The sequence below is a fragment of the Hydrogenophaga pseudoflava genome (assembly GCF_004353865.1).
In the GTDB taxonomy this organism is placed as follows: Bacteria; Pseudomonadota; Gammaproteobacteria; order Burkholderiales; family Burkholderiaceae_C; genus Hydrogenophaga; species Hydrogenophaga pseudoflava.
This window is the reverse complement of record NZ_CP037867.1, coordinates 2,516,677-2,529,775: the sequence shown is the minus strand read 5'-3', so window position 1 is coordinate 2,529,775 and position 13,099 is coordinate 2,516,677. Positions and strand designations below refer to the sequence as shown.

Here is a 13,099-nt window from a genome sequence, read left to right as displayed (position 1 = left end):
TTGGGGCATGAGCAAGCCCAAGATTGCCAAGCGCTCCACCGTCGTGCAGCGCGTCTACCAACTGCACATCCAGCTCGAATACCTGGAGCCAGCGATTTGGCGCCGGCTCTGGGTGCCCGATACGGTGACGCTGGACAAACTTGATCGCGTCATTCAGACCGCCATGGGCTGGATGAACACGCACATGCATGCCTTCGACGTGAGCGCAGTGCGCTACGCGATACCCGACCCCGATTGGCCGTCCAGAGTCGAGACGAGGGATGAACGGGTGTTCGATCTCAGGGCGGTGCTTGCCGACGGCACCACCGAATTCATCTATACCTACGACTTTGGCGACGACTGGCGCCACCGGATCCATGTCGAGGCGGCCTTGGAGCCCGGCGCGAAGAACACTCGCCCGCTTTGCGTAGCCGGAGCCAACGCCTGTCCGCCTGAAGATGTGGGCGGGCCACCGGGCTACAGCGACTTCTTGCAGGCCATCGTCGATCCCGTGCATCCGGAGCACTTGCATCCGGAGCACTTGGCGATGTGGGAGTGGAACGGCGGGCCGTTCGACCCTGCAGGCTTCGACCTCAATGCCGTGAACGCCGGGATGCGCAAGCTGCGCCTATAGAGCCCCGTCAAGATGGGGCGGCCAGACGCTTACGGATCTCAGAGGGAAAAAGTGGCCGAGTGAATCGTCGAGTGGGGGAAGAAAAAAGAGCCACCGGACGGGATGGCGGTCTTCAACGACCGAATCCACGTAGTCGACATGCGGTCAACTTCGATGAGAATCGAAGATGCAGGTAGTTCTCCAACGTGGATCGTTGTTTTCCATAGCGTCGCACCGACGGTGGGTGACTAACTGGGTGGGTAAGGCGACCCAAGATGCAAAAGAGACCGCTAACCTATTGATGTATAAGCAGAAAATTCTTCAAGCAGAACGATACGACATCGTCCTGCTCTGAGTCCTGGTTCACGCCGCCTCGGGCTCCGGTGAGAAGCCCTGGGCGTGCAGACGTGCGTAGAGGCCGCCCGCGCGCAGCAGCACCTGGTGGGTGCCTTGCTCCTCGATGCGGCCGTTGGCCAGCACGACCACGCGGTCGGCGTGCTCGATGGTCGAGAGCCGGTGGGCGATCACCAGTGTTGTGCGGCCTTTCATGAGGCGGGCCAGCGCTTCCTGCACCAACCGCTCGGACTCGTTGTCCAGCGCCGAGGTGGCTTCGTCGAGGATCAGGACCGGCGCGTCCTTGTAGATCGCCCGGGCAATCGCCAGCCGTTGACGTTGTCCGCCCGACAGCTCTGCCGCGTTGTGTCCGACGTTGCTGTGGATGCCTCGCGGCAGCCGTGCGACCAACTCGCCGAGGTTGGCCGATTGGAGGGCCGCGAGCACCTTTTCCTCGTCGATGGCACCTTCCGCGGCGCCCAGCGCCACGTTGGCCGCGAGCGTGTCGTTGAGCATGATCACGTCCTGGCTGACCATCGCGAACTGCCTGCGCAGGCAGTGCAGATCCCAGTCCGTCAGGGCCACACCGTCGAGCAATACGTCGCCGTGCAGCACCTCGACAAAACGGGGCAGCAGGTTGGCGAGCGTGGTCTTGCCAGAACCGGAAGGGCCCACCAGCGCCAGTACCTCACCCGGCTGCACCTGCAGCGACACGCCGCACAGCGCCGTGCGGTTGACCTCGTCGTCGCTGGTGTTTTCGTCGTCCCGCGACGGGTAGCGCACCCAGACGTCCTTCAGCTCGATGGCGCCCTGGACGCGCTCGGCCTGGTGGGTGCCGCTGGACTGTTCGGGTGTGTCTTCGATCAGCTCCAGTCCGCGCTCCAGGGCCGCCAGGCCCCTGGTGATGGGGCCGGCGATCTCGGCCAGGTGCCGGATAGGCGCCACCAGCATCAGCATGGCCGTGACGAAGGCCACAAAATTGCCGACAGTGACGCCACTGCGGCTGCTCTGCCACAAGGCCACCGCGATCACCGCAGACAGCGCCACCGCCGCCAGCATCTGCGTCAAGGGTGTCATTGCGGCCTGCGCGATGGTCGACTTCAGTGCCAGCCGCCGCAGGCGCACGCTCAGCGACTCGAAGCGCTCGGACTGACGCTCCTGCGCGCCGTGCAGACGGACCATGCGGTGGGCGAGGGCATTCTCCTCGACCACATAGGCCAGCTCGTCGGTGGCTTGTTGGCTGGATTTGGTGAGGCTGTAGAGGCGGCGCGAGAGCACCCGCATCACCACCACCAGCGCCGGGAACAGGAAGAGCACGATGAGGGTGAGCTTCCAGTTCAGATACATGAGATAGCCCAACAACGCCAGCAGTGTGAGGCTGTCCTTGGCCAGGGTCAGCAGTGCGTTGACCAGCAGGGTTGAGCCTGTCTGCACTTCGTAGACCAGTGTGTTGGAGAGCTTGCTGGCGCTCTGGCGGGCGAACAGCGTCAGCTGCGCGTCGTTGAGCTTGGCAAACATGGCGCGTCGAAGATTGAGCAGGCCCAGGCTGGCGGTGTAGGACAGTGCGTACTGCGCGAGGAAGCCGGCCAGCCCGCGGATGCCGAACAGTCCCACCAGAGCCACAGGGACCATCCAGAGGTCGATGTTTCCTTCAGAGAAGCCACTGTCCAGCAGCGTCTTGAGTAGCGCGGGAATCATCGGCTCGGTGAGTGCTCCGATGATGGTGCAGATCACCGCCAGCACGATGCCCGCCGACGCCGAGCGGAAGTAAGGCCAGAACCTCACCAGGCGCTCGCGGATGGTGGCGGAGGGTGGTGCAGCAGGGGTGGAAGGCGAGGTCAAGGCGGCGGTCGGTGGTTCGTGAGGCTCGGCGAGAGGGCTCCGGGCCCGCGTGCAGCAAGGATATGGCACATCTTGTCACGGTCGGGGAATGCGCTTCCGGTATTATCCGACGGCAGCGCTTTCTGTCGCTGACACCAACACCCGACGCATGCTGGATTTGAATCGACCCGAATGGCTGCCCACGCGGCGGCATCTGTTGTCCCAAGCCGCCGTCCTCCCGCTGGCGGCACTTCCCCTCCAAAACGCTCTGGCGCAATTTCGCGTCGAAGTCTCCGGCGCTGGTGTGACCCAGATTCCGATTTCTGGCGTGGCTTTCCGCGACAACGGTCTGGCCAATCAGGACATGGTCGCGATTGTCCGGGCCGACCTCGAGCGCAGTGGGCAGTTCAAGTTCATCGAGCCGCTGCCGGTCCGTCTGGACGAGACCTCGAGACCCGATCTGGCTGCCTGGCGCGAGAAAGGCACGGACGCTCTGCTGACCGGCAGCGTGTCCAAGCTTGCCGATGGACGCTTCGACATCCGCTTCCGGCTCTGGGATTCGGTTCGCGGACAGGACCTTGGAGGGCTCAGCTACCCGGTCAACGCCAGCGATCTGCGTTACGCGGCGCACCGTATCGCCGACTACGTGTACGAGAAGCTCACGGGTGAAAAAGGGGTGTTCGCCACCCGCATCGCGTACGTGACCAAGAACGGTCCGCGCTACACCCTGCTGGTGGCTGACTCCGATGGTGAAAACGCGAAGGCCACACTGAGCAGTCCTGAACCGATCATTTCCCCGAGCTGGGCGCCCGGTGGTGGGCAACTGGCCTATGTGTCGTTCGAATCGCGCAAACCCGTCATCTACTCGCACGATGTAGCCACCGGAAAAAGGCGCCTGCTGGCCAACTTCCGCGGCTCCAACAGTGCGCCCTCCTGGTCGCCGGATGGTCGCCAGGTCGTGGCCACACTGTCTCTCTCGGGCAATGCGCAGGTGTATGCCATGGACGCCAATGGCGGCCAGCCGCGCCGGCTAACCCAGTCGGGCAGCATCGACACCGAGCCAGTGTTCAGTGCCGATGGTCGCTCGATCTTCTTCGTGAGCGACCGTGGTGGCTCGCCCCAGATCTACCGCATGGGTGCCGGCGGCGAAAACCCTCAGCGCCTGACCTTCACCGGCAACTACAACATTTCTCCGGCACCCAGCCCCGACGGGCGCTGGCTGGCCTTCATCTCCCGCGTGGGCGGGGCATTCCGCCTGCACGTCATGGAGCTGTCCAGTGGCAATGTCACTGCGCTGAGCGATGCGAGCGCAGACGAAAGCCCCAGTTTTGCACCCAACAGCCGACTCATCGTGTACGCCACCCGTGATCGAGGCCAAGAGGCTCTGATGACGTCGACCGTCGACGGTCGTGTCAAGACGCGGCTGACCGGTGCCCAGGGCGACATCCGAGAGCCCGAGTGGGGTCCGTTCGTCCGCTGACCCCTGCCGCTTTGGTGCCTTGCCTCTTTTCAAAACCAACCAACCCGATTCAGAAAGGGACCTGTCAATGAACAACACCTCGACCCCGGCTGCGCAACGCAAAACTTCCCAATGGGCCTCCCGGCTCGGCGCCTTGATCCTGGTGGCATCGCTCGCGGCCTGCGGCTCCAGCGTGAAGCTGGATGAAGCGCCGGTCGAAGACCGCAACACCACCACTGGCCAGGCCGGTCAGGATGGCACCGGTTCCGGCGTCGATCCGCGTGGCGTCACCGGGGTGCAGGTTCCTGGCATGGACTCTGAGCAGCCTGCTGCGCTCTCCCGCATCGTCTATTTCGACTACGACAGCTTCGAGATTCGTGCCGAATACACCGCGGCTCTGGAAGCCAACGCCCGCTATCTCAAGGCCAACCCGAACCGCAAGGTGGCGCTAGAAGGTCATACCGACGAGCGCGGTGGCCGTGAGTACAACCTGGCGCTGGGCCAGAAGCGCGCAGAGGCCGTTCGCCGTTCGCTGGCGCTGCTGGGTGTGAGCGAGTCCCAGATGGAGCCGGTGAGCTTCGGGGAAGAGAAGCCCGCCGCGATGGGCATGGACGAGACGTCCTATGCCAAGAATCGCCGCGTGGAAATGACCTACCGCTGACATGACCGTGCGCACATCTGCTGTCCTGTCTGTTCGAGTCGCAGCTGCCATGGCGCTGGTTGGCGCTTGCCTGTGGCCGCTGCAGGCCCATGCCTTGTTCGACGACGATGAGGCGCGCAAGGCGATCCTGGACCTTCGGCAGAAATTTGACGCTTACAAGCTGGAAATCGATGCAAAGCTCAATCGCATGGCAGCAGAGTCGCGCGATGCGGGCTCGGCCGGCCAGCGGAGCCTGCTGGAGCTCTCCAACCAGAACGAACAGCTCAGGTCTGAGATTGCCCGTCTGCGTGGCCAGAACGAGCAACTGGCTCGCGAGGTGTCCGAGCTGCAGCGCTTGCAGAAGGATGTCCAGGCGGGTGTTGATGCGCGTCTGAAACAGGTTGAGCCCAGCAAGGTGTCGGTCGACGGCGCGGAGTTCTCTGCGTCACCAGAGGAGCAGCGCGAATACGACGCAGCCATGGAACTGCTGCGCAAGTCGGACTTCGCCGGAGCCGCCTCCGCCTACTCGGCCTTCCTGCGGCGTTTCCCCGGCAGTGGTTACATCCCTTCTGCCCTGTACTGGCAGGGCAATGCCTTGTACGCCACCCGTGCCTACAAGGAGTCGATTGACAGCCACCGGCGTCTGGTGAGTCAGTACCCGACCCACATGCGCACCCCTGAAGCCATGCTCGCGATGGCCAACAGCCAGGTTGAACTCAAGGACAGCAAGTCGGCCAAGCGCACGCTGGAGACCCTGGTCCGGACCTATCCCCAGTCCGAAGCAGCTGCAGCGGGCCGCGAGCGTCTGTCGCGTCTGCGCTGATCCTGCCAGAAGCCTCCACCCCGCCTGGGGTGGAGGGCCGCTTCTACAATCGCCGGATGGACCTCGCCGGCATTCAAACTCTTCAAACCACTGTTCTCTGGGCCGCATTCGCGGCCTCTTGTCTTTTCGGCTTCATCGCCCAGCGGACGCAGTTCTGCACCATGGGGGCGGTGAGCGACATCGTCAACATGGGGTCCTGGACCCGCATGCGGATGTGGGGCATGGCGGTGGGTGTGGCCATGATCGGCTTCTACGGCATGGGCTGGCTGGGCTGGATCGACACCGGCAAGACCATCTACAGCTCCGGGCGCATCATCTGGCTGTCCGCGCTCGTGGGCGGCCTGCTGTTCGGCTTCGGCATGGTGCTGGCCTCCGGCTGCGGCAGCAAGACGCTGGTGCGCATCGGAGCGGGCAGCCTGAAGTCGCTGGTGGTGTTCTTCGTCATGGGCTTTTTTGCGTTCGCCACCCTGCGCGGAGTTTTTGCCGTGCTGCGCGTGAATACGGTTGACAAGGTCGCCGTGGACATTGCTGCTGGCGGGAGTGTGCCCATGTGGTTGACGCAGTTTTTCGGTTTTGCTCCCGACGTGTCCGGTCTGGTTGCCGCGCTGCTGGTGGGGGGCGCGCTGATGTTCTGGGCGCTGCTAGGGAAGGACTTCCGCACGCCGGACGGATTGCTGGCCGGTGTCGGGCTGGGCGCGGTGATCGCATGGATGTGGTGGATCAGTGGCCACCTTGGCTTTGTGCCAGAGCATCCCGAGACGCTGGAATCGGTGTATCTCGCGACAAACAGCGGGCGCATGGAATCGCTGACCTTCACGGCGCCGATGGCCTACCTGCTGGATTGGCTCATTTTCTACAGTGACACCTCCAAGGTGCTGACACTGGGCGTGGTGACGGTGGTCGGCGTGGTCGTTGGCTCGTTCGTTCAGTCGCTGCTGTCTCGCAGCTTTCGCTGGGAGGGATTTCGCGACACCCAGGACACGGCGTTGCACCTTGCTGGAGCCGCCTGCATGGGTGTGGGTGGCGTGACCGCCATGGGTTGCACGGTCGGCCAGGGACTGTCGGGTCTGTCCACGCTGAGCCTGACCAGTGCCATTGCAGTGACCGGCATCATGATCGGGGCTGTACTGGGCTTCCGTTTCCAGATCTGGCTGCTTGAACGCGAATGAACGCAGATTTCGACAGGCGCTTCGGCGGCATGCGCCGCCTCTACGGCGTTCAGGGCGCACAAGCGGTGTTTGACGCGCATGTGATGGTGGTGGGCATTGGAGGGGTGGGGTCCTGGGCCGTGGAAGGCCTCGCGCGCAGCGGCGTGGGGCGCCTGACGCTGGTCGACATGGACCATGTGGCCGAGTCCAATATCAATAGACAGATCCATGCGCTGACCGACACCTTGGGCATGGCCAAGGTCGCGGCCATGCGCGAGCGGATTGCGCAGATCAACCCTGCATGCGTGGTCGAGACAGTCGACGACTTCGTGACGGAGGAAAACTGGCCTGTGCTCGGCGCTAGGCTGCTGGCGCATGCAGGACCGGTCGCAGTCATCGATGCCTGTGATCAGGTGCGTGCCAAAACGGCCATGGCGGCGTGGGCCATGGCGTGCGGGGCCAACTTTGTGTCCGTGGGCGCAGCGGGGGGCAAACGCAAGCCGCAGGCCGTCGAGGTTGGAGACTTGGCCGAGGTCACCCACGACCCGCTGCTAGCCCAGTTGCGGTACAGGCTGCGCAGGGCACACGGCGCGCCACGCACCCGTCGCATGGGTGTGAGCTGTGTGTTCAGCCGCGAGGCCGTGGCGCCGCCCGATGCGTCGTGCAATCTTTCGTCATCCGATGGATCGCTCAACTGCCATGGTTACGGGTCGGTGGTCAGCGTGACGGCAAGCTTCGGGCTGTGTTCGGCGGGGAGCGTGCTCAACGCTCTCGCAGATTGCGCATCAAACAAACTGGGCATGCTTTCGAAACGGCCTGAAATGACGCTATAATTTGAGGCTTCGCGCTATCCGATTCGTAAGACAACGGAATGTGTGCGGGGCGTTAGCTCAGTTGGTAGAGCAGCGGACTCTTAATCCGTAGGTCGAGTGTTCGAGTCACTCACGCCCCACCAGTTTATTTGGTATGTGAAGTTCCTGGCTGAAGTCAGGGTCACCGTTCGATTTGATGGGACGTTAGCTCAGTTGGTAGAGCAGCGGACTTTTAATCCGTTGGTCGGCAGTTCGAGCCTGCCACGTCCTACCAAAATCCTCTCTCTGAGGACATAGAAAGCCTGCTACTTTTTTTGGTAGCAGGCTTTTTTTGTTGGCGTTCCCGCTGCCTGCGCAGGAATGGCCGGGTTTGGCTGTGCTCATTCGGCCTTCAGTCCGTGCCAGGGTGTCCGATATTCCAGAACCCCATTGCCATCTTGGCGTGCTTCCACCACACAGAGGCATTGTCGGAGTGGGGAAGGTGGAGCTGCTCCTTGCGACGCATACAGCTCTGTTCGGACGGGCAGTGAATCAAACGGGGACACCACATGGGACTGATCATCAAGGCCCTGCGCCAATGGCGAATCCGCACACGCATGGTTGCCCTGCTTGTGATCGCACTGACTCTGGTGTGCCTTGTGGCCGCGGCCGGGGTCCTGTCCCTGCAACTGCAAAGCCAGCGCACCGACGAGTTCATCAACCGCTCGCTGCATTTGTCTCACCAGCTCAGTGAGATCAACCGAAAGGTCGGGGACATCAATCGGGCGGAAAAGGACATGGTCATCTACTACGACGACCGCATCACGCTCAACCAGCACCGGGATCGGTGGACAGCCGCGGTGGCTGCGGTGCAGAAGCAACTGGGCGTTCTGCTGGACGGCGCCGGCGAGAAGGCGGCCCCACCGCTCAAAGAGGCGCTCACCAGGCTGGAGGCGTATGAAGCCGCCACCAAACAGATCGTGTTGCAGGTAGAGGACGGTGCCTACGACAACAGCCACACGGCCGACAAGATGCTGGGACAGGCCAAGGAACAGATGCGCCTGATCGAGGCGGCGTTGCAGGCGCTGGCGCAGGTGCTGGATACCGATGCCGCCGAAGCGCGCGCCGCGCGAGAGCAGGGCGTCCAGCAGGCCACCATGATCAGCCTGGGCGTGCTGGTGGCCGTGGCGGCACTGCTGGTGCCATTCGTCTGGCTCAACATGCGCAGCATCTGTGTCCCACTGGACCAGGCGCGCGAACTGGCCAGCGCCATTGCCCAAGGTGATCTGACCCGCCATGTGGACACTGATGGGCGCGACGAAACCGCCGCCATGTTGACCTCGTTGCAGTCCATGCAGGTGTCGCTTCAGGCGGCTGTGACGCAGGTGCGCCAGGCCAGCGACAGCATCGGCACGGCGAGCGCGGAGATTGCATCGGGCAACCAGGACCTCTCCAGCCGCACCGAGCAGGCGGCCAGCAACCTGCAGCAGACCGCCGCCTCCATGGAGCAGCTGACCAGCACGGTCAAGAACAGCGCGGATGCGGCGCGCCAGGCCAACCAGCTGGCTGCCAGCGCCTCGGAGATTGCGGTGCGCGGTGGTCAGGTGGTCGACCAGGTGGTGCACACCATGCAGGAGATCCACCACAGCAGCCAGAAGATCAACGACATCATCGGCGTGATCGACGGCATCGCCTTCCAGACCAACATCCTCGCGCTCAATGCGGCCGTCGAGGCGGCGCGGGCCGGCGAGCAGGGCCGCGGTTTCGCGGTGGTGGCGGCCGAGGTGCGCAGCCTGGCCCAGCGCAGCGCCGAGGCAGCCAAGGAGATCAAGGGCCTGATCAGCGCCAGCGTGGACAGGGTCGAGACCGGCAGCCGCCTGGTGGGCGATGCGGGTCAGACCATGGGCGAGGTGGTGGCCAGCGTGCAGCGGGTGACGGAGATCATCGGCGAGATCAGCTCGGCCGCGGGCGAACAGAGCGACGGCATCGGCCAGGTGAACGTGGCGGTGGCGCAGCTGGATCAGATGACGCAGCAGAACGCCGCGCTGGTCGAGGAAAGTGCAGCAGCGGCCCAGAGCCTCAAAGACCAAGCCACTGTGCTGACCCGCACGGTGCAGGTGTTCCGGGTGCAATGACCACGATCCGCCGCAGGAGCGGAGTCTTTGCGGTCGCGGCCTTCGCTCTCGACCGGGCGCCTGCGCTCAGGCCTTCTTCTTGAGCAGGCCGTAGAGCGTCAGCAGCACGATGGCGCCTACGACGGAAGCGATGAATCCCGCCGGTTGACCCGGCGCATAGAGCCCCAGGGCGGCGCCTGCGTAGCTGGCCAGAAACGAGCCGGCGACACCGAGCAGGGCCGTCATGATCCAGCCCATGCTGTCATCGCCGGGCTTGAGCATGCGTGCGACGAGGCCTGCGATCAGGCCGATGAACAGGGTGCCGAGAATGGACATCATGCGAAAGGCTCCTTTCAGAACGCAGAGACAGGCCTCTGAGTGTCGGTCACTGTAGCGCCATTCTTTCGATGGCGCAGCCTGTGCCTGGCGCCGTCGCCCGGTGTGTGCAGGACGTCATCCCGCAGCAGCCTTCAGGCGACAGAGTTCGCCGCTTCAATCGCTTCGGTCAGTTCAAGCCACCGCGCCTCGACCGTCTCGATCTCGTCGTTCACCGCCTTGAGCTGCCGACCGGCGTCGGCCAGGGCTGCGGGCGTGGCCGGCTGGCTCAGGGTGTCTTCCAGCCGCTGCTTGTCCTGGGTCAGCGCGGCGAGACGTTTCTCCGCCTGTTCCAGCGATTTCTTCAGCGGTCGCAGGCGCTCGGCCAGTTGCTGGCGCTTCTGTGCATCGAGCTTGCGCTGTTCGGCGCTGCTGGGCGCCGGTGCGGCGGCCACGGCCGGGGCGGGGGCCGACGCCACCACCGGTGCCGGGGCCGGTGCAGTCTCTGCCCGCGCCTCCTGCCGGCGCGCCTCGCGGGCCTGCTTGGCCACGTCCAGCAGGTAGCGCTGGTAGTCGTCGAGGTCGCCGTCGAACGGGGCGATGCCGCCCCGCGAGACCAGCCAGAACTCGTCGCACACCGCGCGCAGCAGGGCCCGGTCGTGGCTGACCAGCATCACCGTGCCTTCGAACTCGTTGAGCGCGACCGACAGCGCCTCGCGCGTGGCCAAGTCCAGGTGGTTGGTCGGTTCGTCCAGCAGCAGCAGGTTTGGGCGCTGCCAGACGATCATGCACAGCACCAGGCGCGCCTTCTCGCCGCCGCTCATGCTGCCCACGGCCTGCTTGACCATGTCGCCGCTGAAATTGAACCCGCCCAGGAAGCTGCGCAGGTCCTGCTCGCGCGTGGCCTGGCCACTCAGGCGGCCTTGTGCCGTGCAGTCCTTGACCAGTCGGATCATGTGCTCCAGCGGCGTGTCGGCCGGGCGCAGCACGTCCAGTTCCTGCTGGGCGAAGTAGCCGATGTTCAGGCCCTTGCCTTCGATGATCTCGCCGCTTATGGCGACCAGGTCACGCGCGATGGTCTTGACCACGGTGGACTTGCCCTGACCGTTGGCGCCCAGGATGCCGATGCGCTGGCCCGCCAGCACCGACTTGCTGACGCCGCGCACGATGGTGATCGGGTCGCCGCCGTCCACCGCCGGCGGGTAGCCGAAGCTCACGTCGTGCATGGCCAGCATGGGGTTGGGCAGGTTCTGCGGTTCGGCGAACTCGAAGTTGAACTCCGCCTCGGCCAGCACCGGGCCGATCTTCTCCATGCGCTCCAGCGCCTTGACCCGGCTCTGCGCCTGCTTGGCCTTGCTGGCTTTGGCCTTGAAGCGGTCGATGAACTTCTGCAGGTGTGCCATCTTCTCCTGCTGGCGCGCGTAGGCCGTGGCCTGCAGCGCCATCTGCTCGGCGCGCATGTCCTCGAAGCGGCTGTAGTTGCCGCCGTAGCGGGTCAGCAGGGCGCGTTCGATGTGCACGGTGACATCGGTGACCGCGTCGAGGAATTCGCGGTCGTGGGAGATCACCAGCAGCGTGCCCTGGTAACGCTTGAGCCAGTCTTCTAGCCAGACCAGGGCGTCCAGGTCCAGGTGGTTGGTGGGTTCGTCGAGCAGCAGCAGCTCGCTCGGGCACATCAGGGCGCGCGCAAGCTGCAGGCGCATGCGCCAGCCGCCGGAGAAGCTGTTGACCGGTCGTTCCAGCTCGTCGCTGCGGAAACCCAGCCCGAGAATCAGGGCCTGTGCCCGCGCCGGCGCATCGTGCGCGCCCGCGTCGTGCAGCGCCATGTAGGCGTGGGCCATGCGCTCGCCGTCGTCGCTGGCCTCGGCCGCGGTCACTTCCTGCTGGGCGGCCAGCAGGGTCACGTCGCCTTCGATGACGAACTGTGTCGCGGGCATGTCGGTCTCGGGCATGTCCTGCGCCACCTGGGCCATGCGCCAGTGGGTGGGCACGCTGAAGTCGCCCTTGTCTTCGTGCAGCGTGCCGTCGAGCAGGCGGAACAGGCTGGATTTGCCGGCGCCGTTGCGGCCCACGAGGCCGACTTTCTCGCCGGGGTTGATGGTGCAGGAGGCGCCATCGAGCAGGACCTTCGTGCCGCGACGAAGGACCAGGTTTTTCAGGGTGATCATGGGGAAACGGAAGCGGGAGAAGTGGCGGCGCGCAGGGCGTCGGCGGTCAGCAGCAGCACCTGGTCGTCACCGGCGCTGGTCGAGAGCCAGACCACCTCCAGCTGCGGGAAGGCGGCTTCAAAGAAGGGGCGCTCGTGGCCGATTTCGAGCACCAGCACGCCGTGCGGGGACAGGCGCGGGGGCAGGTCGCGCAGCAGTGCGCGCACGAAGTCCATGCCGTCGGCGCCACCGGCCAGCGCCAGCTCGGGCTCGGCGCGGAACTCCGGCGGCAAGGCGGACATGCTGTCGGCGTTGACGTAGGGCGGGTTGCACAGCACCAGGTCCCAGGGACCCGGGCAGGCGGCAAGTCCGTCGGACTCGATCAGGTGGACTCGATCCTGCAGCCCGTGGCGGTCGACGTTGATGCGCGCCACCGCCAGGGCTTCGGGGGAGAGGTCGGCGCCGGTTACCTGCACCTCGGGCCAGGCCATGGCCGCGAGCACGGCCAGGCTGCCATTGCCGGTGCACAGGTCGAGCACCTGCCGGGTGTCCTCACCGAGCCAGGCGTCGAAGCCGCCGTCGGCGATCAGCTCGGCAATGAAGCTGCGCGGCACGATGGCGCGTTCGTCGACGTAGAAAGGCACGCCTTGCAGCCAGGCTTCGCGCGTGAGGTAGGCGGCGGGCTGGCGGGTTTCGATCCGACGCCCGATCAGGGCCTCGGCCTCGCCGACCTGGGCGGCCTGCAGCTCCTGGCACCCGATGGCGTCCAGATCGCTGTCCAGCGGCATGCCCAGCGACCAGAGCACCAGCCAGGCCGCTTCGTCGCGCGCGTTGGTGGTGCCATGGCCGTAGACGAGGCCGGCGGCCTCCAGCCGGTCCTGGGACCGGTCCAGCAGTTCCTGCAATGTCATGGTGT

General features: G+C 65.0%; 11 protein-coding genes and 2 tRNA genes. 9 read left to right on the top strand and 4 right to left on the bottom strand.

The features are described from left to right. Nucleotides 1-7 precede the first annotated feature (7 nt). Nucleotides 8-613, top strand: coding sequence for a plasmid pRiA4b ORF-3 family protein (locus tag HPF_RS12185; protein WP_133155652.1), 606 nt, complete (start codon nucleotides 8-10; stop codon nucleotides 611-613). 342 nt (nucleotides 614-955) lie between these two features. Here HPF_RS12185 and msbA read toward each other — a convergent pair whose 3' ends face one another. Continuing rightward, a complete protein-coding gene (msbA, locus tag HPF_RS12180; RefSeq protein ID WP_133156751.1) occupies nucleotides 956-2,767 on the bottom strand; it encodes a lipid A export permease/ATP-binding protein MsbA in 1,812 nt (603 codons plus the stop codon). A 148-nt stretch (nucleotides 2,768-2,915) separates the two neighbouring features. On the opposite strand from msbA, the gene tolB reads away from it, so the two are divergent. The 8 genes from tolB to HPF_RS12140 all read left to right on the top strand — a co-directional run bounded on the left by tolB (nucleotide 2,916) and on the right by HPF_RS12140 (nucleotide 9,742). Next, nucleotides 2,916-4,226 (top strand): Tol-Pal system beta propeller repeat protein TolB, encoded by a 1,311-nt coding sequence (tolB, locus tag HPF_RS12175; protein WP_133156750.1) that lies wholly within the window; start codon nucleotides 2,916-2,918, stop codon nucleotides 4,224-4,226. Nucleotides 4,227-4,293: 67 nt separating this feature from the next. Then, nucleotides 4,294-4,866, top strand: a complete 573-nt coding sequence (gene pal / locus HPF_RS12170; protein ID WP_079365802.1) for a peptidoglycan-associated lipoprotein Pal — start codon at nucleotides 4,294-4,296, stop codon at nucleotides 4,864-4,866. 49 nt (nucleotides 4,867-4,915) lie between these two features. Further along, nucleotides 4,916-5,668, top strand: coding sequence for a tol-pal system protein YbgF (ybgF, locus tag HPF_RS12165; RefSeq protein WP_241559549.1), 753 nt, complete (start codon nucleotides 4,916-4,918; stop codon nucleotides 5,666-5,668). A gap of 56 nt (nucleotides 5,669-5,724) precedes the next feature. Further along, nucleotides 5,725-6,837 carry a YeeE/YedE family protein gene (locus tag HPF_RS12160; RefSeq protein ID WP_066150989.1) on the top strand — a complete coding sequence of 371 codons (1,113 nt, stop codon included), beginning with the start codon at nucleotides 5,725-5,727 and terminating at the stop codon, nucleotides 6,835-6,837. After that, nucleotides 6,834-7,649: a tRNA threonylcarbamoyladenosine dehydratase gene (locus HPF_RS12155; protein ID WP_133156749.1), complete on the top strand. Its 816-nt coding sequence runs from the start codon at nucleotides 6,834-6,836 to the stop codon at nucleotides 7,647-7,649. Before HPF_RS12160 ends, HPF_RS12155 begins: the two co-directional genes overlap by 4 nt. A gap of 46 nt (nucleotides 7,650-7,695) precedes the next feature. After that, a tRNA-Lys gene (locus HPF_RS12150) sits at nucleotides 7,696-7,771 on the top strand. A 55-nt stretch (nucleotides 7,772-7,826) separates the two neighbouring features. Next, a tRNA-Lys gene (locus HPF_RS12145) sits at nucleotides 7,827-7,902 on the top strand. 274 nt (nucleotides 7,903-8,176) lie between these two features. Beyond that, a complete protein-coding gene (locus tag HPF_RS12140) occupies nucleotides 8,177-9,742 on the top strand; it encodes a methyl-accepting chemotaxis protein (protein ID WP_243721563.1) in 1,566 nt (521 codons plus the stop codon). A gap of 66 nt (nucleotides 9,743-9,808) precedes the next feature. Here the strand turns inward: HPF_RS12140 and HPF_RS12135 are convergent, their stop codons facing one another. The 3 genes from HPF_RS12135 to prmB all read right to left on the bottom strand — a co-directional run bounded on the left by HPF_RS12135 (nucleotide 9,809) and on the right by prmB (nucleotide 13,094). Continuing rightward, nucleotides 9,809-10,060 (bottom strand): GlsB/YeaQ/YmgE family stress response membrane protein, encoded by a 252-nt coding sequence (locus tag HPF_RS12135; protein WP_207959143.1) that lies wholly within the window; start codon nucleotides 10,058-10,060, stop codon nucleotides 9,809-9,811. A gap of 131 nt (nucleotides 10,061-10,191) precedes the next feature. After that, nucleotides 10,192-12,204, bottom strand: coding sequence for an ABC-F family ATP-binding cassette domain-containing protein (locus tag HPF_RS12130; protein ID WP_133156748.1), 2,013 nt, complete (start codon nucleotides 12,202-12,204; stop codon nucleotides 10,192-10,194). Further along, nucleotides 12,201-13,094 carry a 50S ribosomal protein L3 N(5)-glutamine methyltransferase gene (gene prmB, locus HPF_RS12125; RefSeq protein WP_079365818.1) on the bottom strand — a complete coding sequence of 298 codons (894 nt, stop codon included), beginning with the start codon at nucleotides 13,092-13,094 and terminating at the stop codon, nucleotides 12,201-12,203. The genes HPF_RS12130 and prmB overlap by 4 nt, the downstream gene beginning before the upstream one ends. Nucleotides 13,095-13,099: the final 5 nt, after the last annotated feature.